The sequence below is a fragment of the Psychrobacillus sp. NPDC058041 genome (assembly GCF_042885655.1).
In the GTDB taxonomy this organism is placed as follows: domain Bacteria; phylum Bacillota; class Bacilli; order Bacillales_A; family Planococcaceae; genus Psychrobacillus.
Genome location: NZ_JBHVRO010000009.1, coordinates 17,482 through 39,265, shown reverse-complemented (window position 1 = coordinate 39,265; position 21,784 = coordinate 17,482). Strand labels below are relative to the sequence as shown.

Here is a 21,784-nt window from a genome sequence, read left to right as displayed (position 1 = left end):
TAGGATTCTTATCAATTAATTATCATTAAATCATTTTAGTGGAGTGAGTGACATTAATATTAATCAAAATGTAAAAACGTCGGGTGCTTACGTTTTATATCGGGGGCTGTTTATTTTTCAGGTTGGTCCTACAGAAGAGGCAAATAACCTTGGAATAGTTAGACTTGGTGGGCATAAAGAATTTGAAGAAACCGCATTAGAGACAGCTAGGCGTGAAGTTTTTGAAGAGGCTTCAATGAAAATTACTCCAATAAATTCTCCAATAACTTATCATATGAGTGAGTGGGGAAATAAGCCTTCCATACTACGGTTAGGAGAGGAAATAGCTCCAATTTTAGTTAAAGGAAATGAGCAGGAATCTTTATCAATAATGTATCTTTCCTACTCTGAAAATGAACCAAATCCCTCTTCAGAAACTAATGGACTTCTACTACTAACTCCAGAAGATGTTCATTTTATCTGTAATAATAAAATTACTTTAAATGATTTTATTAAACAAAATAGAAAAGCGATATTAAAAGGAAATATAAATAGAGATTTATTTTTAATCCCTTTTCCTCAACTATTATTTCTGTCAAAATTGTTAAAAGAACATCCAGATTTATTCATCATAAAATAAAATCAATTAAATGAGGATGTTTGTGAAACTATACACTTTAACTAACGTGGTGCTTTAGTTAAAGATAGACGGCTCTTTTTTCTTGTTCAACTAACGGTGCAGGTTAGTTCAATAAGAATTTTATTTTATATGTAAAGATGGACATTTCGGAGGGGATTAATTGAACTCGTCTATATCAGAAATTAGTACTTTATTGTTTGAAGAATTTAAACAGATTAATTCTGAAGCGGATATTGAGAGACTAGAAAATATAATATTAAAAGCACTCAATTTTGACCAGAGGATTTATGGGGGACAGCTTCCGTATGAAGTTAAGATAAAGCTAAAAAACAAACCTAAAAAATTCCGAGATATATTTCCAAGACAAATATTTGAAATTTACCTAGAAGAAATTAATAAATATGCTTATGGTGTTGTTTTACAGGGGGATTTAAAATTAAATAAATATGATGATATTATTATTGGGTTTCTAAACCACTTTACTAATGAGTCGCTTAACATTTCAAATATACACGAACTAATAGAGAAAAAACAATTCTCTTATATTGCTAATTCAGGTATCGCTTCAATACTTGATTACAGTTGGAAGTTTGTTGGTAGTTATTCTGAGCAAATAATGGACAACAACGAGTTAAATAAAATAGAATATGCAACAAAATTTATGGATAAATTCTATAAAAGTGTCGGGATTAGTACTTTACCTATTGTTGACTGCCAGAAAATAAGTGAGGAAGAATATAAAAAAATCCCTAACCCTCATGGAATTGTTGGAGATATTGCAATTGAAAACGACTTAATAACTATTGCAAGAACCAGTTCTATACACAGGTGATATTCTTCAACTAACGGGTGCGTTAGTTGAATAAGAACACAATAAAAAGGACCTCATATTTGGTCCTTTTTATTTATGTTATTCTACTTACGTAAGTTTCCAAGCTCTGCTGCAATTGCTTGCATTTCGCTTGGGCTAAACGAATCTCTTTTTTTTACCATTTCATATAAGTAAATTAGATCTTCGTATTCTGTAGCATTAAAGTTTTCTGGTTTCATTGCATCTACGTTAACCATACGGAGCTTTTCTTTTATGGTTTCAATCATATAAGTAACATTTTCAACAGAAGGTTCTGATAAATTCATCTTTTTGTTCCTGCCTTTCATACATTAAAAATTTTTATCCCGCTTTAACAAACAGTAAGATTTTCAATGTAAACCTAAGAATGAATCGGGTACTGCAAACGGAAGATTAACTACCCGTAAAAGCCCGAATGGTTAAACTACAAATCCGAAAGAACTGGATTGGAGTTTCTCTTTATCATTTCACGCTCTGCCTTGATTGTCAATTAAAAACTATACTTTAGCTGCCTGCTTTTCTTCTTTCAGTTTATCTTGATAAGTAGATTTTACAACTCCAGCAACTGAGTTAGATTGAGTATCACTTCCAATACCATATTCCGCGATAGTACTTTCATAAAATTCCATCCGTTAGTCAAGACTATTTTTAATATAAATAATTTATTTGTTTTATTACTCTTAGTCACGGGTATAATTGAATACATACACATCTAATATGGAGGTTATCTCATGAGTGAAAATAAATTAGTAAAAGGTATGGTTTGTGGTGCATTACTAGGTGGAGCTTTGACAATGTTAGATAGGTCAACAAGAGATGCTGTAGCTAGGAAATCTAGATATGTAGGAAAACAGATTCAATTTTACGCTAAAAATAGAGATGAACTAATAACGACAATTGAGGATCAATTTACTAAATGGAAATCGTTTTACGAGCAGTTTGCTTCCGATGCGACGTACATATCACAAAAAGTAAATGAAGTGAAAGAAATCACACCACAGGTTAAAACACTTGTAGCGGATACGAAAGAAGCATTTACTCAATCAAAAGAAGAATACAAATCAATTGTAATTCCCCAATCTGAAGAGAATATAGTTAAGCAATAAGTAAAGAGAGGAGAGGATGAAGTGAAACATAATCAAATAAAAGAGGAATTACATGAAGAAACATCTTCATCCTCTACCAATTGGCATGAAAATCTTAAGTTTTTATCTATAAAAAAGAAAATCAATAATCCAGCGGAAAATCAAGATTTAACCACATGGTCGGGTTTTTTTAAACATTTAATCTCACATATCCAAAATGCAGATATCACTGGGTTAGGTGCACAATTAGCATATTTTTTCCTGTTATCGTTGTTTCCAATGCTTATTTTCATCGTGACGTTATTACCTTATTTAAATTTGGACGAAGCACAAGTTTTTCGCTTTCTAGAAAACTATGCCCCCAAAGAGGTATATATGCTTGTAGAGGGAACTATTACAGATGTACTAAGAAGTCGTAATGGAGGACTATTATCTCTCGGAATTATAGGTACTATTTGGTCGGCATCCAAAGGTATGAATGCGATTGAAAAGTCTTTAAATAGATCATATGAATTGGAAGAGACAAGACCCTTTTTTATTGTGAGAGGTTTATCTGTTATTTTTACATTACTTATGATTCTGCTAATAATTGTCGCACTTGTTCTACCTGTATTTGGCCAACAAATTGGAACGATTTTATTTTCTTATTTCGGATTTGAAAAAGGTTTTCTTGAACTATGGAATAATGTCAGATGGATTATAAGTCCTCTCGTTATTTTCATTGTTTTCACTGCTTTATACTGGATTGTTCCAAACAAAAAGTTAGCATTAAAAAGCGTATTTCCTGGAGCAGTTTTTGCTACATTAGGTTGGATTATTGTTTCATTAGGATTCTCTTACTATGTAAGTAGTTTTGGTAACTATTCTTCTACTTATGGTAGTATAGGGGGAATTATTGTATTAATGTTATGGTTATATTTATCAGGAATCATTTTATTAGTAGGTGGGCAAATAAATGCAGTAACACAAGAGAGAAAGAATGCATTAAAAAAGAAAAAGGCAGAGGGTTTCTAAGACCCTCTGCTTTTATATATTTCTATTTAGCATTCTTAGACCATTAAGAATGACTAGAATCGTACTACCTTCATGACCTATAACCCCTAATGGTAGGTCAACTACTTGAAGAAAGTTTGAAATGATTAACACAGCAATAACAGAAATGGAAAATACAATATTTTGTTTAACAATACGTCGCATCTTTCGTGACATTTTCACAGCATATGCGATTTTTGATAAATCATTTTTCATCAGGATCACATCAGCAGTTTCTAATGCAACGTCTGTTCCTTCTCCCATTGCAAATCCAGTAGTTGCTGTTGCTAGAGCAGGGGCATCATTTATACCATCCCCAACCATTCCAACAAATTTATGTTCTTCTAAGAGTTCTTTCAAATGTTGTACTTTCGTTTCCGGTAAACATTCTGCGAAGTATTGGTCTATACCTGCTTCTCTTGCAATAACTTTAGCTGTTTTTTCATTGTCTCCAGTAAGCATAACAGTTTTGATTCCTACTGATTGCAAAAGTTTTATGGCTTCTTTAGCTTCTTCACGAACAGTATCTTTTAGAGCTGCAGCTGCAGCAATTCCTTCTTCATCTCGCATAAAAATAACTGTTTTTCCTTCTTCAGCAAGAGAAGCAGCGATACCATTTTGGAAAGCGAAGGCATCGATCTTATTAACAAATTCTGGTTTACCAACTAGTATTGTTTGTTCTTCTATGATTGCTTGTAATCCAAACCCAGGTTTATCTTCAATGTGAATTAGCGGCAATTGCCCAATTCCCTCAGCTTCGGCATAAGAAGTTATTGCTTGTGCTAGTGGATGGTTCGATTGCGCTTCTATTGTAGCAAGCATTGTCAATGTTGATATTCTATCTAAATCTTCTCGAACAAAGAAGTCCGTTACTACTGGTTTACCTTTTGTAAGTGTTCCAGTTTTATCGAGTGCAATTGCCTTCATTTCACTAACATTTTCTAAATGCATGCCGCCTTTAAACAAAATACCGCTTTTTGCTCCGTTTGAGATTGCGGCAAGTGTTGCTGGCATAATCGCTGCTACAAGTGCACAAGGAGAAGCGACAACCAATAATACCATGGCACGGTAAAAGGTTGTTTTCCATTCCCAATCAAGTATAAAGTGTGGGAGAAACATCATGAAACCAACTGCTATAAGAACTACTTTTACATAACTGCCTTCAAATCTTTCGATAAATTGCTGTGCTGGTGATTTTTCATCCTGAGCTGTTTGAACAAGTTGAATAATCTTATGGAAAAGCGAGTCTTCATTTGCTTTTGTCATTTCCATTGTAATAGCACCACTAATATTAACAGTGCCAGCAAATAATTCATCGTTTACTTGTTTGGATACAGGGATGGATTCTCCGCTTATTGCAGCTTCGTCAATTGCTGTTGATCCACTTTTAACCAATCCGTCTGCAGGTATTCTTTCCCCTGGTTTTACAACTAATTGATCCCCTATAACGAGTTCATTTACTGAAACGCGAGTGGTGGAACCATCACTGTTTAAGCGCCAAGCTTCTTCTGGTTGGAGTTCCATTAGTGAAGAAATCTCTTTTTTACTTTTGTTCATTGTATATGTTTCTAGTGCACCACTAACAGCGAAAATGAAGATTAATATAGCACCCTCTGTCCAATAACCTATTATTGCAGAACCAATTGCTGCTAAAATCATAAGCATTTCCACATTTAACTCTCTATCTTCAATCGTGGCTTCAATACCTTCTTTTGCCTTTGCAAACCCTCCGATGGTGAATGCAAGTATATAAAAAATAATAGAAGCAGTGTCCTGATCTGCTCTTCCTAACAACCAAGCAATGAGAATTAATACTCCAGAGAAAAAGGCAGCAATCAACTCAACATGAGGTAATAGTAGGGATTTAAACACAGATTGTTTCGCATCGTTTTCGAGAATAGTTGACATGTAAATACCTCCTTGATAATGAATTTCACTATTAATAAGCTTCTAAAATGACGAAAATGGATTCCCAAGAGGAAATCCATTTTTATATTCATCGTTACTTTATAATTATTATAAAGTAGAGGTGTATTAATGTCAATTTTAATTATAATAATTATTATTAGTTAAAAACGCGCTCTTTATAAGCAGATAATTTTTCTAATGAAGATTTATCAACATCTGCATGCAAACTATTTCCATGAGAGTCCATAGTTACTACAGCTGTGAAATTTTCTACTCGCAGATGCCACATTGCTTCAGGAATACCAAACTCCATTAAATCCACACCCTCGACACCTTTGATGCAGTCTGCATAGTACTGTGCAGCTCCACCAATTGCGTTCAAGTATACGCCTCCATGCTCAGAAAGTGCAGCAAGTGTTTTTGGTCCCATTCCACCTTTACCAATAACCGCACGAATACCGAACTTTTTCATAATATCGCCTTGGTATGGCTCTTCACGAATAGAAGTAGTTGGTCCAGCTGCACGAACATGCCAATTTCCTTCATCGTCTTTTTGCATAACTGGACCACAGTGATAAATGATTTGCCCATTTAGATCAACTGGTGCATCATGACTCATTAAGTGATGGTGAATTGCATCACGACCAGTGTACATACGACCAGTAATGGAGACAACGTCTCCAACTTGTAGTGCACGAATTTGTTCTTCTGTAATAGGAGCTTGAAGTTCTACTACTTTTTTAGGAGCCTCTTCTGAAGCTTCTTCTTTAAATTCAATTTTTTCTCCTTCTTGGTAATGCCATTCGATAATTTCACCGTTTGTTGGGTTAATATTAATTGCCATACGACGGTATGCCCAACAGTTATACGCAACAGATACATAGAAGCTTGCAGGGATTCGGTGCATTACGCCGATTTTGCAACCAAGTAAAGTTGCTTCTCCGCCAAATCCCATTGTACCGATACCTAATGTATTTGCTTTTTCCACAATATACTCTTCTAATTTTGCAAGGTCTGGGTTTGGATTTGTATCTTCTACATGACGGAATAATTGTTCTTTTGCAAGGTCATACCCAGAAGAACGATCTCCACCAATACCAACTCCGATAAATCCTGCAGAACATCCTTGTCCTTGTGCTTGGTAAACAGAATGTAAAATACATTTGCGGATACCGTCTAAGTCACGACCAGCACGACCAAGACCTTCTAGCTCAGTTGGTAAGCTATATTGAATATTTTTATTTTCACAGCCGCCACCTTTTAAGATAAGCTTCATTTCAATATAATCTTTTTCCCACTGTTCGAATTTCATGACAGGAACACCTTCACCTAGGTTATCCCCGCTATTTGCTCCCGTTAATGAATCAACTGAATTGGGACGAAGCTTTGCATCTTTCGTAGCAGTCACGATTGCACGTTTAATTGCAGCTTTAATTTCTAATTGGTTTACGCCAATTGGAGTTTTAATTTTGAATGTTGGTAAACCAGTATCTTGGCAAATAGGTGATACGTTGTCATCAGCCATTTGAATATTGTTCGTAATTGTATCTAAGCTCATTGCCGCACGTGTACCGGCATTTTCAGATGCTTTCGCTTTTTTAATAGCACGACGAACATCTTTTGGTAAGTTCGTAGATGTTTCCGTAATTAAGTCATAAATACTTTTTTCTAATTGTTCCATTTGCATGGTGAAACGCTCCTTTAGTTATGTAAGTAATAAACATTTACAAGTATACTATTTTATTAGCTTGAAAAAAAGAGTGGGGCATTGTTCATTTGAGATTGATATATAGAGAGAGAGCTAAAGGTGGTGTGTTAGACCCTAAATTTCTATATGCCCCAACTAGGGCGCTATCTGCCCCTAAAATCAGCTCATCAACGCCTAAGTCTACGCATAATTTACCCTTAACTTCACCATCCAAATAAAAATAACAAAAGAAGTTTGGAAATAGAACATTCCAAACTTCTTTTGTCTTAAGGCTACTCTTTATTATTTTTAAACTGCTCCATTTTTAACTCTAGGTCATCCATCATTTGAATAAGACGGTCAATATCTTCAAGTTCAGTTGTTTCAGGCTCGATTGAATCTAAGACTTCTAAAAACATTTGCAGTCGATCTTTTAAATAAGATACTTGTTGTTCTGGATTTGAGATTTGTTTGCCCACAGAATAACACCACCTTTTCGTAAGTATAGAATAAAGGAAAATGAAAAGAAAAGATAGGTCTAAAGCGTTATTTTAATAATTTATTTGTTTTGAATATTTACACTAATCTGTTTATGTGGTAAAGTATTTTTAACCCATACATAGAAGGGAGGCCGTAGTGAATAGTCGAAAACCATTCAACCAATAGAAGGAGGGGGTTCAGACATTTCACCGGCAATAAGGCCGCAAATGCAATTATGAGTACTCAAGAGGATAATAGTTATATGTAAAAGGCTCAGTCAATCTATTGTAGATACCGACTGGGTCTTTTCTTGATGAGTTTTTTTGTAAAAAGAAGGTATGGTCTGTTACACTACTGATTAGAATAACTTTGAAAATTTTAAAGAGGTAAAGTATGCAGCAATTTACAACAGTAGAAAGAAAAAGATTTTGGATACTCGTTACCATTGTATCGATTTCAGGATTTTCTCAAGGAATGTTATTACCACTTATATCCGTTATATTTGAGCAAGATGGAGTAAGTGCTACGTTAAATGGTTTAAGTGCCACAGGTTTATATCTTGGTACGTTGCTAATTTCACCATTTATTGAACCGCCACTTCGAAAGTTCGGGTATAAGCCAATTATTATTACAGGTGGGCTAATTGTAATAATATCGTTAATGCTATTTCCTATTTGGAAAAGTGTAGCATTTTGGTTTGTTTTAAGATTATTAATTGGAATAGGGGACCATGCACTTCATTTTTCTACACAGACATGGATTACGAGTTTTTCACCTCACCATCGTTTAGGAAGGAATATTGCGATATATGGCCTTTCTTTTGGGGTTGGCTTTGCAGTAGGGCCTTTGTTTGTCCAACTCGTCAATGTTTTTCAAGGATTGCCATTTATCATTTCAAGCCTTCTTTGTTTAGGAGCATGGATACTCATTTTCTTCGTAAAAAATGAAAAACCAGAGATTTTAAAAAGTTCATCAGCATACGAAGGAACTTGGAAACGATTTGGTGCAACTTTTGCGATTGCATGGGTAGCATTTATACCACCTTTTTGCTATGGATTTTTGGAATCATCGTTAAATGCCATTTACCCCGTTTATGCACTTCGTAATGCAATTGAAGTAACTAGTTTATCCTACATATTAGCAGCCTTTTCAATGGGAGGCGTCGTCTCGCAATTGCCTCTAGGAGTGTTGAGCGACAAAATAGGAAGACGAAAAGTACTTATACTAATGCTTGGGTTGGGAGCTATTACCTTTGGAACTGCTAGCTTTTTTGAAACGTCTGCTTTAACAATTGGCATATTATTTTTCATTGCAGGAATGTTTGTTGGATCAACTTTTTCACTTGGGATTTCTTATATGGCTGACTTAACACCAAAAGTCCTTCTGCCAACTGGAAACTTAATATGTGGAATATTTTTTAGTATTGGAAGTCTTTCAGGACCATTTTTGGGAGGCCTATTTATTCAACTTTTTGAAGGGGTTAGTTTTTTAGTATTAGTAGCATTACTCTTAGGGACACTAGCCTGTATCATCTTTTTTGCCAATCCTCAAAAGAAACGAAAAACGTCTTTGCTTTAAAACTTAGAAAGCACTACTGGTTTATGTACCTCTTTCAAAGAGAGTACATGCATACCAGTAGTGCTTTTTTAATTAAAATCTGAAAATTTAGTGTGATTTTGTATACAAATATATCCAGTTATGTATATGATAATCGTAACAGTTTTATAGAAAGGAGGATTTTATGCGTAAAAATTGGTCACCGTATGTTTGGAAATTATTATGGGTTGTGGGGTTAATAGCTTTAGTGCTTATCAGTTATCATCTAGAGAATAAGGTAAGAAATCATGTTGCAATTACGTTTCAACCGCTTTCTATTTTTTGGTTCATGCCTACTGCTTATTTTGTTTTTGGTATCTATATTTCTTTAGTTCTCGTTAGGGATTGGACATTTAAATGGAATTGGCCATTAGTAGTTTGTGTGACTATTCCATTGCTAATCATCGCTTTTTATAGTCCAGTTATATACACAATAGTTCAAAGTATTTCATCTGACAATAATTTTTCTCTACCTATTCCATTCTGGATGATGAAAATAAACTCTCTAGGGATTCCCTCAATCGTGGCAGGAATAACACTGATGGTTGGTATGATGGGAAAAAAGAAAGAAGATTACAAGGAAATTGTGGAGGGGTAAACATACAATGATTAGATCAGAAAAGAGGCAATTGATCATAGGAATAATAACCGCTCTTCTTTTTGTTATAGGATCTTTTTCGTATATTGAGTTCATAAGTGAAAGTAGATTTTTATCTACCCGTATAGTCTTTTACTTTGCTATGATTTTTTCTGTTTACAATGCTGGATTGGTAACACAAAAATATTTTCAAACAAGAAGTGAAGTTAGGTAGAAGAAATAAGGATGCAAATGAAGGCAAAATAGCTTTGGCTACTTGTAGTCAACTATTTGTACTGCTTTCATTTGCAATAGAGAAATTAAATGTCCTGTATTAACAGTTTCATTAATAGCATTCTATACAAACGTTTCATTCCAAGAGTCAAAAACCAAAAAATAAAATTGAGTACTAATTATAAATATCAGAATAATGAAACCTTTCTTTCCGTTCGTTAATATATTAACTATCAAATTTTTGAAGAAGGAAAGTGATTATTATTAAAAATACATGCACTTACTTGAAAAATGCTCATTTTATAGACGTTGTGACTGGAGATGTATCCCTTTCCAATGTTTTGATAGAAAATGGAATCATCTCAAAGATTCATACAGTTGAAAGTGATTTACCTAGTAACGTAGAAATCATTGATTTAAAAGAAAAATGGATGTTACCAGGTTTAATAGATATGCATGTACATATTAAAGAAGGCTACGCTCCTCTTTTTACAGCATCAGGCGTAACAACTGTTCGAAATACAGGTGGAAATGTCATAGAATTGAAAACATTAATGAATGCCCCTTCTGATGCACCCACACCGCGCGTTATTTCCGCAGATAGAATTATCGATGGTCCACCTGGATTATGGGGAGAGACAAGTCCATGGAATATAAATGTAGCCGACCTTGAAACTGCTCGAAAAGAAGTAAAAAGACAAGTCGATGCAGGAGCAGATTTTATAAAGGTGTATGGTTGGTTGCCGAAAGCTACAATGGAAGCCGTTGTTGAGAAAGCTAAATTGTACAATAAAGAAGTAAGTTGTGATTTGGTTCATTCTAAGGATGTAACAGCAATAGATGCTGCGAAGATGGGCATTAAATGGAATGAACATGCATCGGGAATTATACAAGATATGTATCCAGCATGGACTATGCAAGCGGATGAGGATGTTTGGAATTCAATTGACTGGAACAACCCAAATCGTGAAGAAATTGCACAAGTTTGTAAAGTGCTATTAGAAAACAATGTTATCATCTGCCCGACGATGGTTTTACTGGATCAGGCGCATTTACTTGAAAAGTATTGGTATCCAGAAAATAAAGTAACGGAAAAGATGAAAGAGAATGAAGATTTAATACAACAATGGGCATACTTTCTAAGTCAACCAAATGCTTTAAAGCCATTAGGTTTACAACAAGCTATTAATAAATGCATTGCAAAAACTTATTTCGATCTAGGCGGATTAGTCGTAGCAGGTACAGACACCCCTGCTGGCATATTCACTTTGCCTGGGATGGCATTGCACCGGGAATTGGAATTGTTCGTTCAAGCTGGCTTTGAGGAAATTGATGCAATTCGAGCAGCTACTTTAAAAGCAGCGGAAGCTTTAAATCGTAATGACCTAGGAGTTATTAAAGAAGGGGCAATAGCGGATATCGTTATATTAAATAAAAACCCACTGGAAGACATTCGCAATACAAAAGAAATAGAATTAGTTATTAAAGGAGGAACTATTTACACTCAAGAAAAGTTATTTGAAAACGTTCCTACACAAGAATCTGTAATGAAAAACGTTCAAGCATTCATGGATAGTTTTGAGGAAATAATGTAAACATTGAGGAGTGACATACATGAAAAAGGCTGTATTTTTGGATCGTGATGGTGTAATAAATGAAGTGTTAACGGATAGAGTTAAATTTGTGAATAAGCCTCACGAACTGTACTTTTTACCGGGTGTCCCAGAAGCGATTAAAAAGCTGAACTCTTTCTTTGATTTCATATTTGTTGTGACCAACCAAGGTGGAGTTGGATTGGGATATATGAAGGAATCTCAACTCCATAAAATTCACGACCATATGATTGCCGAATTACAGAAGGAAGGGGCAACTATTCATGAAGTGGCCTATTGTCCGCATAAACCAAAAGCAGGTTGTGACTGCCGAAAGCCAAATAGCAAATTAATAGAAGATCTCAGTAAAAAGTATGATATCGATTTGTTCCAATCCTACATGGTAGGAGATACAGATACAGACATTATTGCTGGGAAGAAGGCAGGAACAAAAACAGTTTTCTTAGGGAAGAGCGATCCGCTTGCAGATGCCATTTTTCCTAATCTCATAAGTGCTGTAGATTGGATTATAGAGGATGCAAGAGAATTAGAGCGTTAGTATGATGAAAAGAATAACCACTTTCCCAGTTCATCCAGAGATAAGAGAGCTTCTGTCATTTGCAACTTCTAAAGATAGAATTGATCTTGAATATGAAAAATATATAAGGTCCCCTGAAAGGGGATTATATGGACTAGAGTTAAAAGGAGAGATAGTTGGTTGTATTGGTATAGAATTTATGAGTTCACACTGTTGTGAAATAAAGCATATAGCAGTATCTCCAATTGTCAGAGGGAATAATATTGGAAGTGAAATGATTAAATTTGTTTGTAATAAACATTCTTTAAGTTCTATAAAAGCTGAAACAGATAACGAAGCAGTGAAGTTTTATGAAAAGAATGGATTTAACATTACTAGTTTGGGTGAAAAATATCCAGGTATTGAACGATTTTTTTGTGAATATACCATCCAGAATCCTTTAGGCACAAGAGGGGGATAGATATTTTTATCTTATGTTTAATAGTAAGTTGGATTCTCTTTTTAATTATTACATTCGTGTTTCGAATAGAACCTCTTTACTCACTAGGAATAACAAGTGTGATTCTTCTTTCATTTTTAATATCCCAATTGTATAAATTAATCGATTTACTAAAAGGTAAATTATGAAGGTGGATATTTTAGAGATGAATAAATTGGAGAAATTTAAAGTAAAAAGAATACAGAATTTAATAACTGCCGAGTTAGTTCAACTAGTTGAAGAAAGCAAGCAAGATGGGTTTCGTTTTCTGGAGAGGCTAGTAAATGAATTTGAAAATGGTACGAATACTTTCACAAAACCAGGTGAATATTTATACGGTGTTTATATGGACGAAGGAAAACTAATAGCAGTTGGTGGACTAAATAGAGACCCATATTCTAACAATCAAAATATCGGGAGGTTGAGAAGATTTTACGTTGCGAAAGAATATCGTAGAAGCGGCGTCGGAAAGTTATTGCTAAATGAAATAATTTCAGATGCAAAGAATTATTTTGAAATTATTGTACTACATACTGATACGGAGCAAGCTACAAAGTTTTACAGTGCATTTGGTTTTAAAGATAATTGTACTTTTCCAGATTCCACGCATTACTTAAACTTAGGGAGAATGTAGAGAAAATAAGATTAGTGTTCATAGTTTTCATAACAGCTAAGCATTACATAATGAAAGGGCTCTTCGAATGACCGAGCTCGTTGATTTGTAGTGTTTTTTATTATTCTACTAAATAACCAAAAAATCTTGAAGATTATTGAGCAAAACTAGATTTTGCCATTCCATGTTTTTCGTCCACTATTTCGGGTATACATATAGTAGATTTATAAATTTCGAATAGGAGGATGATTAGTATGGATAAACGGGTAATTGGAGTTTATGACAATGTAGATGATGCAATCCGAGCGGTTGAGGAATTAAAGGCACAAGGTTATAACCGGGATGATATATCACTTGTTGCAAAAGACAGGGATGAAATAGAAGCTATCAATGCCGAAACAGGTACCAAAACGGAGGAAGGCCTTGCAGCTGGTGCTGCAGCTGGAGGACTTCTTGGTGGAGCAACGGGATTGCTGGCGGGTATAGGATTGCTTGCAATTCCGGGTATTGGGCCAATTTTGGCAGCAGGTCCTATTGCCGCTACATTAACAGGTGTTGCAGTGGGTGCAGGTACAGGTGGACTTGCTGGAGCATTGATTGGCATGGGGATTCCGGAAGATGAGGCAAACCAATACGAGCGGGATATTAAAGAAGGTAAGCTGATTGTAATGCTGGATCCTAAAGTAAGAAAAACTAATACCTTCATCTAAATTCAACCACTAAGTAAATAAAATTACAAAAAACAAGGCAATCCCTTAGGAGGATTGCCTTGTTTTTATCGTTCTATTTTGATTTTGTACTTGAGAACTGACCGATTTCTTGGTCTTATTATTTTAGTTCTTTAATTCCAACAAAGTTACAGCTTCCACATGTGCCGTTTGAGGAAACATGTCCAATGGTTGGATATAATTCACATGATAAACTTTCGTTAATGCTTCTAAATCTTTTGCAAGTGTAGATGGATTACATGACGTATAAACAAAGCGTTTTGGCTTTATATCTAAAATAGTTTTTAGTAATTCATCGTCTAGACCTGCACGTGGCGGATCTACTGTTAAAACATCGGGAACAAAGCCTTCGTTTTTCCACTTTTGTAGCCATTGTTTTGCGGTGCCGTGAACATATGTCGTGTTTTTGAAGCCATTCCGTTTTGCATTTCTTTTTGCATCTTTAATCGATTCTTCAATAATGTCCATACCTCGAACTTCTTTTGCATTTTTTGCAAGCCAAAGTCCAATTGTACCAACACCACAATAAGCATCCACTACTGTTTCATTTCCTGTAAGTCCTGCGGCTTTTTCAATTTCATTATATAAATGTTCGGTTTGTTTAGGGTTTAACTGGAAGAATGCACGAGCAGATAAATCGAATGCTAATTCTCCTAGTTTTTCATGAATCGTTTCTTTACCATGCAGATTAAATGTAGTATCACCAAAAATAAGTGATGTATCTTCTGCATTTATATTCTGACTGATGGAAACAATATTAGAATCTATTGCGCGTATTTTTTGCACAAGTTCTTCCTTATGAGGCATTTTCTTTTGTGTTGTTACTAGAGTAACTTGTATTTGACCTGTTTTCATACCAGTTCGAACGACTATTGTACGGACAATTCCTTTAGAGTTTCTTCCATCATAAATAGGAATATTTAGTTCTTGTAGTTGTTTTTTTATTTCATTTGTAATATGTGTTGTGGCTGGATGTTGTACCGCACATTCGTTAATGTCGATTAACATATTCGATTCTTCCGCATACAATCCCGCAATTACTTTATCTCCTAATGGTCTTACTTGAAATTGGCTTTTGTTTCGGTAATGCCATGGATTGTCCATCCCAATTGTTTTTCTAACTTCAATCGTTGGAGCTAAATCTTTGACATAACGTTCCAATGCTTGAGCGACTAAGTCTCTTTTTTCTATAAGCTGTCTATCGTATGTCATATGCTGTAACTGACATCCTCCGCATGCCTCATATACTCCGCATGAAGGAGTAACACGGTCAGGAGATGCTTGTCGAATTTTTTTAATAATTGCTTCTGCATATTTGGGCTTAGCAACTGTTACTTCTGCAGTAATCACTTCACCAGGTAAAGCTCCTTTTACAAACACAGCACTGCGTTTAAAAAAGCCAACACCTTCTCCATTAATTCCTAGTCTTTTTATCGTTAAAGGGAATTGTTGTCCTACTTGAATTGTTTCTTGTTCTTTCATACCTTCACGTCCTTTATAATCTTCCCTCTATTATAAAGGACAAACTCATTGTTGGGAAGAAAGCGGAATATCTAGATTATTCATATTCAGTTCGTCTAGTGTACCAAATGTATAACCCATCTTTCTTGCTTCCGTGATAAACATAGGGAGACCTTCTGCATTATCAGGGGATACGGTATGCATTAATATGATTGCGCCTGGGTGAATTTGAGACATTAATTGGTCATAAGCGTATTTTCCGCCTTTTTTCTGATCTCTATGCCAATCGATAAATGCAATAGACCAAAAGATATGCTGATAGCCAATTTCGTTAGCAGCTTCTAATACCTGTTCATTAAAAATACCTTCAGGTGGTCGAGTAACGGTTGTTCTTTTTAGTGGGGTTAATTCACTTAAGCGTTGGTCAAACTTTTGTAATTCTTTTTTTACACCATCTTTCGAAAGTCTAGCTAAGTTCGGGTGACCGTATGAATGATTTCCTATTTGATGGCCGTCCTTAATCATTCGTTTTACGAGATCTGTTGCACTTTCTAAATAATGCCCAGTTAGAAAAAACGTGGCTTTAATATCTTCTTTTTTAAGTGTATCTAAAATGCTCTCTGTATAACCGTTTTCATAGCCATTATCAAATGTTAAATAAATAATTTTTTTATTAGGGGAGCCTTTATAAATTGCGCCATTTCGTTCTAGCATTGCATCCAACTCTGCCCCGGCTTCTGCTGGTACTTCATTTGTTGCTTTTTTTAGTCCCCAATGTATTTCTTTAGATTGTGCAGAGAACGGTTGATAGAAGAATCCCATACTTAAAACAAAAGCTGCTAATACTATTCCGAATACATGATATTTCCACATAGAAAACGCAACCTTTCTTTTTCGATAGGTTGCGCTAGAGAATCTTATTTATTCATTTATAAATATCGTTTAAAGCTTTTATCAGATTGGGAAATTCAAAAATAAAACCATTTTCCAACAATACAATTGGTTGTACATGCTGTCCTTCAACTACGAGTTGACTCTTTTCACCGAGTGCTAGTTTTAAAGCGAAAGATGGAACAGGTAAATAATATGGTCTTTTTAACACGGTTGCTAAAGTTTTTCCAAATTCATTCATTCTTTTTGCATGTGGAGCAGCCACATTAAAAGCACCATGTATATCATGTTCGATTGCAAAAAGTAATGCATTTACAACATCATGTACATGAACCCACGACATCCAGTTTTGACCAGATCCGATTGGTCCTCCGATGAACATTTTATATGGTAATGCCATAAGAGGGAGTGCACCTTCATTTTTTCCAAGAATAATACCGAATCTTCCATAAGCAACTCGAATCCCTAATTGCTCCGCCAGATTTGCTTTTTGTTCCCAATGATGAACGGTTTTTGCGAGAAAGTCAGTGCCGATAGAAGTTGATTGCTCTGTATATAATTTGTCCTCTGAGGCCGGATAAATTCCAATTGCACTAGCATTTATGAGAACTTTGGGCTTATTTTTTAATGCTTTAAGTATTCGAAGTACTTCATCGGTTGTTTTCATACGACTGTCATAAATTTTCTTTTTTTGTTCTTTAGTCCATCTGCCGTTATTAATAGATTCACCAGCCAGATTGATAATTGCATCGATTCCTTCTAATTCTTTTTCAGGTTGAGAATTCTCCGTTAACCATACAATAGGAGTTGCGTCATTTGATATTTTATTTATTGAACGAGATAAAATAAAAACATGATGTCCTTTCTGCACAAGAAGCTTTGTCAGTTCTCTTCCTACAAACCCTGTACCACCAGTTATTGCAATTTTCATTATCCAAACCTCCTTTAGAGTTATCTTAGCATGCATGATAGTTATCACCTATGAATTTATACGCTATAATGATAGATGAGGAATGGAGAGGTTTAGTCATGCCGATTATTACAAAAATAGGTCGTCAAAAAAACAATAAAGAACGATATAATTTATATTTGGATGAAAAATATGCTTTTAGTGTAGATGAAGCTGTTTTAATAAAGTATCAGCTTTCAAAAGGGAAAGTAATGGAAGCTTTTACGATTGATGAAATCGTTTTTGATGATGAAGTAAGAAAGGCTTATAATAAAGCGATCAACTTTTTAAGTTATCGTATGAGAAGTGAACATGAAGTAAAGAAAAAGCTGCAAATGAGTGAATTTGGTGAAGCGGTTATTTTAGAAGCAGTTCGTAAATTATATGAGCATGGATTTTTAAATGACGAGAGCTTTACAAAAGCATTAGTTGCAACTCAAAAGAAAAATAGCAAAAGAGGACCTGCTGCTATCCGACAAGAATTAAAGAAAAAAGGGATTGAAAAAGATCTTCAAGAGGAAGTATTAGCCACTTACACAGAGGATGAACAACTCAACATTGCACGTACACTGACAGAAAAAATAATAAACCAGAACGCAGATAAAACCCCAAGGCAAATAAAACAAAAAGTGCAAGATGCTTTGCAAAGAAAAGGATATAACTTTTCGATTATTTCCCAAGCAATAGACTCTTTTGAACTGGATAAAGAACAAGACGAATGGGAAGATATTATTGCGGGGCAAGGAGATAAGGTTTGGAGGAAATATGCATCCAAATATTCCGGATATGATTTGAAAAAGCGAGTAAAAACTGCACTTTATCAAAAAGGATTTCCGGGAGAACAAATTGATCTCTATATAGAAAAGAAGGAGCTGGAACAACAAGATGAGTGAAAAAAAATATAGCGATATGACTGAACAAGAATTACGCACAGAAATTGCGAATTTAAAAGAGAAAGCACGTAAAGCAGAACAATTAGGGATAGTTAATGAGTATGCTGTATATGAAAGAAAAGCAACGATGGCTCAAGCATTTCTAACAGACCCAGCTTCTATAAAACCAGGTGAAATGTACAGAATTTCTAGTGATCCGGGAATGTTTTTTCAAGTGGAATACCTTAAAGGAAGATTCGCTTGGGGATATAGATTAGGCGGAGATAAATACGAGGAAGCGTTACCGATTTCTTTATTAATGCCTTTAAAGGAAGGGAAATAAGATGCAAGATAGAATAGAAGCCTTAACAAATCAATTAATAGAAAAAAATGATCAATTATCCGCTTCGAAAGCAAGAACTTGGATTGAACTACTTTGGTCGGATTTTGAATCTTCTTATGCTCGAGCTGGTTATGATTATAAAGGAGCAGCGGTAACTGAAATGGTCATTAAAAAATGGATTGAGGGATATGGAAATCAGCTTCATGAATTTGCGGGCTCCAATGAAAAGTACAAGCATCTTCTTGAAGAAAATGATTTTCTAAATTAATAAAACGCTAGGACTTGTATAAATCCTAGCGTTTCCGTATTTAATTTGGAATAAAATCTAATTTTTTTCGTAGTTTATCTTCACTGAAGATCCAGCCCGTATACGAGTTAACGATTTCTAACTCTTCATTTAAATGAGCTACTGCCACAAAAGGATAGTAGTCATTACTTCTATACCTTAAATCGATTAAGCGGACTTCGTATAAATGGTCAAGTTTCTTAACCTCCCATCGATAGATAGGGGAAAAAGAAATAAAAGCGCTTAAGTTTCTATCTTTCATAGCTGCTTTTACTAATTTGGAATCAGGTAGTGGAATACGTTCAAACTTATCGTATATTGTTATTGATCGCCCATAGGCTCTCCCGACATAATGGTGTGTTTCTGAATTTGCGGCTACTCGCCACTGAAAAAACTTCATAGTTGGTGCAACTATAATTTGTTTTGCGTTTGGAATCGTGCGTCTAACGGAATTTTTTACGGCAGCTTGCACAGCAAATCGTAATATATAATAACAAACGATAATTACGTACATAGTAAGAAACGTTGGTACGGGTTTTGCACCGAGCATCCAAAATAGTAAACCGACTACATGCAATCCGAAAATAATTGGATCAAAAGTATTAATAACACCGAGGGCTACCCATTTCCTTGAAAAAGGTCGTATCGCTTGTGTTCCATAGGAATTAAAAATATCTACAAAAACATGGAGAAAAACTGCTAGAAATGTCCATAGCCAAAGATGTAGAAAGTTGGCATCTTGTACAAATAACCATAATACGGACGAAATAAGCAAAGGCCATAAAATAACGGCGGGAATGGAATGTGTGATTCCACGATGATGTCTAATATATACCGCATTATTGCGTAATTTTAATATTGTATCTATATCAGGCGCTTGAGAACCTATAATTGTGCCAGCAATAACCGCTGCAGTAGTAATTGAGCTTCCTGCAACAACAGGGTCAGCAAGTGCTAATCCTCCAAGGGCAATGCCCATTACGATATGTGTACCTGTATCCATTACGAAACCAGCTCCTTTTTGGACAACAAGTTACTTTCATCATAAAATAATATCAGAAAAATAACAAAGTCCACACTATTATATACCCGATTATTCTGTACAATAATCGTAAGGAAGGAATTTACATTGAACGATTTATATAAAAAACAAGTAAGTAATGCTTTAGTATCTTGGTTCGAAGAAGAAAAACGGGATTTACCTTGGCGAAAAACTAAAAATCCTTATAAAATTTGGGTTTCGGAAGTAATGCTTCAGCAAACAAAGGTAGATACTGTTATCCCTTATTATGAAAGATTTATCACAAAATATCCTTCACTTGAATCACTTGCAAATGCAAATGAAGATGAACTACTTAAAGAATGGGAAGGTTTAGGGTATTATTCAAGAGCACGGAACTTACAAGCCGGAGTTAAAGAAGTAATGGAAGATTATAATGGTGTCGTTCCATCAACTAGAAAAGAAATATCTAAACTAAAAGGTGTTGGGCCATACACTGCTGGAGCAGTTCTCAGTATTGCATATAGTGTGCCAGAGCATGCAGTCGACGGAAATGTAATGCGAGTGCTATCCCGTCTTTTATTGATAAAAGAAGATATTGCAAAACCAAAAACGAAGAAAATCTTTGAAGAAGCGGTGATGAAATTAATCGATGAAAAAAATCCTTCTGCATTCAATCAAGGATTAATGGAGCTCGGGGCAGTAATATGTACGCCTACAAAACCCAAATGTCTTTTATGTCCTGTTAGAGAATATTGCACAGCATTTTTTGAAGGAATGCAAGAAGAATTGCCGATTAAAACGATTAACAAGAAAACGAAAATACATAAAATGAAGGCTACTGTGATCGAATCAGAAGATGGAAGAATTCTTCTTGAAAAACGCCCAACGAAGGGTTTATTAGCGAATATGTGGCAATTCCCAATGGTAGAGCTTCCAACACCGAATCATACTGTTGAAGAAATAATCGAACATGATTATCAAATGAGCATTGTAAAAGGTAAAGAAATACTCACCTTTAAACATATTTTTTCCCATCTAATATGGGAAATGGAAAGCTATGAAGCAAAGTTAATAAATAAAATTGACATACCAGCAAATTGTAATTGGTTCACAAGAGAAGAAATCGAAAATCAACCGATGCCTGTTCCAGTATTGAAAATTTGGAATGCATGGAAAGAAAGGAATTAGCAAATAATGACGACTAATAAAGTAGCACTAGTAACAGGAAGTAGTAGAGGATTAGGAAAAGCAATTGCCATAGAGCTCGCAAAAAATGGATATGATATAGTAGTAAACTATGCAAGAAGTAAAACAGCAGCTATTGAAACTGCACAAGAGATAGAAGCACTTGGAAGAAAAGCTCTTCTTGTTCGTGCGAATGTTGGAGATGTAGAAAAATTACGAGCAATGTTTGAAAAAATTAAAGAAGAGTTTGGTCGATTAGATATATTTGTAAGTAATGCAGCTTCTGGAGTTTTACGTCCTATTATGGAACTAGAAGAGTCTCATTGGGATTGGACGATGAATATTAACGCAAAAGGAATGCTTTTTGGTGCACAAGAGGCAGCTAAGCTAATGAATCAAGGTGGAAAAATACTTGGAATTAGCTCTCTTGGTTCCATTCGCTACTTGGAAAATTATACGACTGTCGGAGTATCGAAAGCTGCTATTGAATCGATTACAAGATATTTAGCAGTAGAATTAGCACCAAAAGGAATTGTAGTTAATACCGTTTCTGGTGGTGCATTAGATACAGAGGCATTAACACATTTTCCTAATCGAGAAGAATTATTAGAAGATGCTCGTATTAATACTCCTGCAGGAAGAATGGTTCAAATAGAGGATATGGTGAAGACTGCAATGTTCTTATTATCAGATGACTCATCAATGATTTGTGGACAAACGATTATAGTCGATGGAGGAAGATCTTTAAAATTATAAAAGTTTCATGAATATATTCAT

General features: G+C 35.0%; 24 protein-coding genes. 16 read left to right on the top strand and 8 right to left on the bottom strand.

Annotation, left to right across the window (positions count from 1 at the left end):
• Positions 1-43: 43 nt before the first annotated feature.
• Together ACFVR1_RS14315 and ACFVR1_RS14310 are read left to right on the top strand one after the other, a co-directional pair.
• The gene (locus tag ACFVR1_RS14315) at positions 44-619 is read left to right on the top strand and encodes an NUDIX hydrolase (RefSeq protein WP_387584969.1); all 576 of its coding nucleotides are present in this window, start codon (positions 44-46) and stop codon (positions 617-619) included.
• Positions 620-779: 160 nt separating this feature from the next.
• The gene (locus ACFVR1_RS14310) at positions 780-1,451 is read left to right on the top strand and encodes a hypothetical protein (protein WP_387584967.1); all 672 of its coding nucleotides are present in this window, start codon (positions 780-782) and stop codon (positions 1,449-1,451) included.
• An 83-nt stretch (positions 1,452-1,534) separates the two neighbouring features.
• Here ACFVR1_RS14310 and ACFVR1_RS14305 read toward each other — a convergent pair whose 3' ends face one another.
• Complete coding sequence (locus tag ACFVR1_RS14305) at positions 1,535-1,756, bottom strand: DUF1128 domain-containing protein (RefSeq protein WP_387584965.1); 222 nt, start codon at positions 1,754-1,756, stop codon at positions 1,535-1,537.
• A gap of 444 nt (positions 1,757-2,200) precedes the next feature.
• Between ACFVR1_RS14305 and ACFVR1_RS14300 the strand changes: the two genes are divergently transcribed.
• Positions 2,201-2,575, top strand: a complete 375-nt coding sequence (locus ACFVR1_RS14300) for a YtxH domain-containing protein (protein ID WP_387584963.1) — start codon at positions 2,201-2,203, stop codon at positions 2,573-2,575.
• Between the two features lie 21 nt (positions 2,576-2,596).
• The gene (locus ACFVR1_RS14295) at positions 2,597-3,568 is read left to right on the top strand and encodes a YihY/virulence factor BrkB family protein (RefSeq protein WP_387584961.1); all 972 of its coding nucleotides are present in this window, start codon (positions 2,597-2,599) and stop codon (positions 3,566-3,568) included.
• 12 nt (positions 3,569-3,580) lie between these two features.
• Here the strand turns inward: ACFVR1_RS14295 and ACFVR1_RS14290 are convergent, their stop codons facing one another.
• The 3 genes from ACFVR1_RS14290 to ACFVR1_RS14280 all read right to left on the bottom strand — a co-directional run bounded on the left by ACFVR1_RS14290 (position 3,581) and on the right by ACFVR1_RS14280 (position 7,660).
• Complete coding sequence (locus ACFVR1_RS14290; RefSeq protein WP_387584959.1) at positions 3,581-5,494, bottom strand: heavy metal translocating P-type ATPase; 1,914 nt, start codon at positions 5,492-5,494, stop codon at positions 3,581-3,583.
• Positions 5,495-5,651: 157 nt separating this feature from the next.
• Entirely contained in the window at positions 5,652-7,181 is a 1,530-nt protein-coding gene (locus ACFVR1_RS14285) for a fumarate hydratase (RefSeq protein WP_387584957.1), read from the bottom strand.
• 293 nt (positions 7,182-7,474) lie between these two features.
• Entirely contained in the window at positions 7,475-7,660 is a 186-nt protein-coding gene (locus tag ACFVR1_RS14280; protein ID WP_151701083.1) for an SE1561 family protein, read from the bottom strand.
• Between the two features lie 394 nt (positions 7,661-8,054).
• Here ACFVR1_RS14280 and ACFVR1_RS14275 point away from each other — a divergent pair, with 394 nt between their 5' ends.
• The 7 genes from ACFVR1_RS14275 (at position 8,055) to ACFVR1_RS14245 (ending at position 13,999) form a co-directional block, all read left to right on the top strand.
• Positions 8,055-9,239 (top strand): MFS transporter, encoded by a 1,185-nt coding sequence (locus ACFVR1_RS14275; protein ID WP_387584955.1) that lies wholly within the window; start codon positions 8,055-8,057, stop codon positions 9,237-9,239.
• 163 nt (positions 9,240-9,402) lie between these two features.
• A complete protein-coding gene (locus ACFVR1_RS14270; RefSeq protein WP_387584953.1) occupies positions 9,403-9,855 on the top strand; it encodes a hypothetical protein in 453 nt (150 codons plus the stop codon).
• 467 nt (positions 9,856-10,322) lie between these two features.
• On the top strand, positions 10,323-11,663 hold the full coding sequence (locus ACFVR1_RS14265) for an amidohydrolase family protein (protein WP_387584951.1): 1,341 nt from the start codon (positions 10,323-10,325) through the stop codon (positions 11,661-11,663).
• 19 nt (positions 11,664-11,682) lie between these two features.
• Positions 11,683-12,219, top strand: coding sequence for a D-glycero-alpha-D-manno-heptose-1,7-bisphosphate 7-phosphatase (locus tag ACFVR1_RS14260; protein ID WP_387584949.1), 537 nt, complete (start codon positions 11,683-11,685; stop codon positions 12,217-12,219).
• A gap of 1 nt (position 12,220) precedes the next feature.
• Positions 12,221-12,658 (top strand): GNAT family N-acetyltransferase, encoded by a 438-nt coding sequence (locus ACFVR1_RS14255; protein WP_387584948.1) that lies wholly within the window; start codon positions 12,221-12,223, stop codon positions 12,656-12,658.
• 184 nt (positions 12,659-12,842) lie between these two features.
• Entirely contained in the window at positions 12,843-13,310 is a 468-nt protein-coding gene (locus ACFVR1_RS14250; protein WP_387584946.1) for a GNAT family N-acetyltransferase, read from the top strand.
• A gap of 233 nt (positions 13,311-13,543) precedes the next feature.
• Positions 13,544-13,999 (top strand): YflT domain-containing protein, encoded by a 456-nt coding sequence (locus tag ACFVR1_RS14245; RefSeq protein ID WP_387584945.1) that lies wholly within the window; start codon positions 13,544-13,546, stop codon positions 13,997-13,999.
• A gap of 123 nt (positions 14,000-14,122) precedes the next feature.
• Here ACFVR1_RS14245 and rlmD read toward each other — a convergent pair whose 3' ends face one another.
• The 3 genes from rlmD to ACFVR1_RS14230 are packed head-to-tail and all read right to left on the bottom strand — an operon-like array spanning position 14,123 to position 17,300.
• A complete protein-coding gene (rlmD, locus tag ACFVR1_RS14240; protein WP_387584944.1) occupies positions 14,123-15,499 on the bottom strand; it encodes a 23S rRNA (uracil(1939)-C(5))-methyltransferase RlmD in 1,377 nt (458 codons plus the stop codon).
• Between the two features lie 45 nt (positions 15,500-15,544).
• Complete coding sequence (locus tag ACFVR1_RS14235; protein ID WP_387584943.1) at positions 15,545-16,351, bottom strand: polysaccharide deacetylase family protein; 807 nt, start codon at positions 16,349-16,351, stop codon at positions 15,545-15,547.
• A gap of 52 nt (positions 16,352-16,403) precedes the next feature.
• Positions 16,404-17,300 (bottom strand): TIGR01777 family oxidoreductase, encoded by an 897-nt coding sequence (locus ACFVR1_RS14230; protein WP_387584942.1) that lies wholly within the window; start codon positions 17,298-17,300, stop codon positions 16,404-16,406.
• Positions 17,301-17,398: 98 nt separating this feature from the next.
• Here ACFVR1_RS14230 and recX point away from each other — a divergent pair, with 98 nt between their 5' ends.
• From recX to ACFVR1_RS14215, 3 genes are read left to right on the top strand one after another with little or no spacing between them, the layout of a single operon-like run.
• On the top strand, positions 17,399-18,211 hold the full coding sequence (gene recX, locus ACFVR1_RS14225; RefSeq protein WP_387584941.1) for a recombination regulator RecX: 813 nt from the start codon (positions 17,399-17,401) through the stop codon (positions 18,209-18,211).
• Positions 18,204-18,533 (top strand): YfhH family protein, encoded by a 330-nt coding sequence (locus ACFVR1_RS14220; RefSeq protein ID WP_387584940.1) that lies wholly within the window; start codon positions 18,204-18,206, stop codon positions 18,531-18,533. The genes recX and ACFVR1_RS14220 overlap by 8 nt, the downstream gene beginning before the upstream one ends.
• A 1-nt stretch (position 18,534) precedes the next feature.
• Entirely contained in the window at positions 18,535-18,801 is a 267-nt protein-coding gene (locus tag ACFVR1_RS14215; protein WP_387584938.1) for a YfhJ family protein, read from the top strand.
• Between the two features lie 40 nt (positions 18,802-18,841).
• Here ACFVR1_RS14215 and ACFVR1_RS14210 read toward each other — a convergent pair whose 3' ends face one another.
• A complete protein-coding gene (locus ACFVR1_RS14210) occupies positions 18,842-19,822 on the bottom strand; it encodes a metal-dependent hydrolase (protein ID WP_387584936.1) in 981 nt (326 codons plus the stop codon).
• 126 nt (positions 19,823-19,948) lie between these two features.
• Here ACFVR1_RS14210 and mutY point away from each other — a divergent pair, with 126 nt between their 5' ends.
• Positions 19,949-21,010, top strand: coding sequence for an A/G-specific adenine glycosylase (mutY, locus tag ACFVR1_RS14205; RefSeq protein WP_387584934.1), 1,062 nt, complete (start codon positions 19,949-19,951; stop codon positions 21,008-21,010).
• 6 nt (positions 21,011-21,016) lie between these two features.
• On the top strand, positions 21,017-21,763 hold the full coding sequence (fabL, locus tag ACFVR1_RS14200) for an enoyl-[acyl-carrier-protein] reductase FabL (RefSeq protein ID WP_387584933.1): 747 nt from the start codon (positions 21,017-21,019) through the stop codon (positions 21,761-21,763).
• Positions 21,764-21,784: the final 21 nt, after the last annotated feature.

Bases quoted from the DNA above. Each gene is read 5' to 3' on its own strand.
- ACFVR1_RS14230 (WP_387584942.1), bottom strand. From the start codon at position 17,300: ATGAAAATTGCAATAACTGGTGGTACAGGGTTTGTAGGAAGAGAACTG.
- recX (WP_387584941.1), top strand. From the start codon at position 17,399: ATGCCGATTATTACAAAAATAGGTCGTCAAAAAAACAATAAAGAACGA.
- ACFVR1_RS14210 (WP_387584936.1), bottom strand. From the start codon at position 19,822: ATGGATACAGGTACACATATCGTAATGGGCATTGCCCTTGGAGGATTA.
- ACFVR1_RS14275 (WP_387584955.1), top strand. From the start codon at position 8,055: ATGCAGCAATTTACAACAGTAGAAAGAAAAAGATTTTGGATACTCGTT.
- ACFVR1_RS14245 (WP_387584945.1), top strand. From the start codon at position 13,544: ATGGATAAACGGGTAATTGGAGTTTATGACAATGTAGATGATGCAATC.
- ACFVR1_RS14255 (WP_387584948.1), top strand. From the start codon at position 12,221: ATGATGAAAAGAATAACCACTTTCCCAGTTCATCCAGAGATAAGAGAG.
- ACFVR1_RS14300 (WP_387584963.1), top strand. From the start codon at position 2,201: ATGAGTGAAAATAAATTAGTAAAAGGTATGGTTTGTGGTGCATTACTA.
- ACFVR1_RS14305 (WP_387584965.1), bottom strand. From the start codon at position 1,756: ATGAATTTATCAGAACCTTCTGTTGAAAATGTTACTTATATGATTGAA.
- ACFVR1_RS14215 (WP_387584938.1), top strand. From the start codon at position 18,535: ATGCAAGATAGAATAGAAGCCTTAACAAATCAATTAATAGAAAAAAAT.
- fabL (WP_387584933.1), top strand. From the start codon at position 21,017: ATGACGACTAATAAAGTAGCACTAGTAACAGGAAGTAGTAGAGGATTA.
- rlmD (WP_387584944.1), bottom strand. From the start codon at position 15,499: ATGAAAGAACAAGAAACAATTCAAGTAGGACAACAATTCCCTTTAACG.
- ACFVR1_RS14250 (WP_387584946.1), top strand. From the start codon at position 12,843: ATGAATAAATTGGAGAAATTTAAAGTAAAAAGAATACAGAATTTAATA.
- ACFVR1_RS14270 (WP_387584953.1), top strand. From the start codon at position 9,403: ATGCGTAAAAATTGGTCACCGTATGTTTGGAAATTATTATGGGTTGTG.
- ACFVR1_RS14285 (WP_387584957.1), bottom strand. From the start codon at position 7,181: ATGCAAATGGAACAATTAGAAAAAAGTATTTATGACTTAATTACGGAA.
- ACFVR1_RS14220 (WP_387584940.1), top strand. From the start codon at position 18,204: ATGAGTGAAAAAAAATATAGCGATATGACTGAACAAGAATTACGCACA.
- ACFVR1_RS14290 (WP_387584959.1), bottom strand. From the start codon at position 5,494: ATGTCAACTATTCTCGAAAACGATGCGAAACAATCTGTGTTTAAATCC.
- ACFVR1_RS14260 (WP_387584949.1), top strand. From the start codon at position 11,683: ATGAAAAAGGCTGTATTTTTGGATCGTGATGGTGTAATAAATGAAGTG.
- ACFVR1_RS14235 (WP_387584943.1), bottom strand. From the start codon at position 16,351: ATGTGGAAATATCATGTATTCGGAATAGTATTAGCAGCTTTTGTTTTA.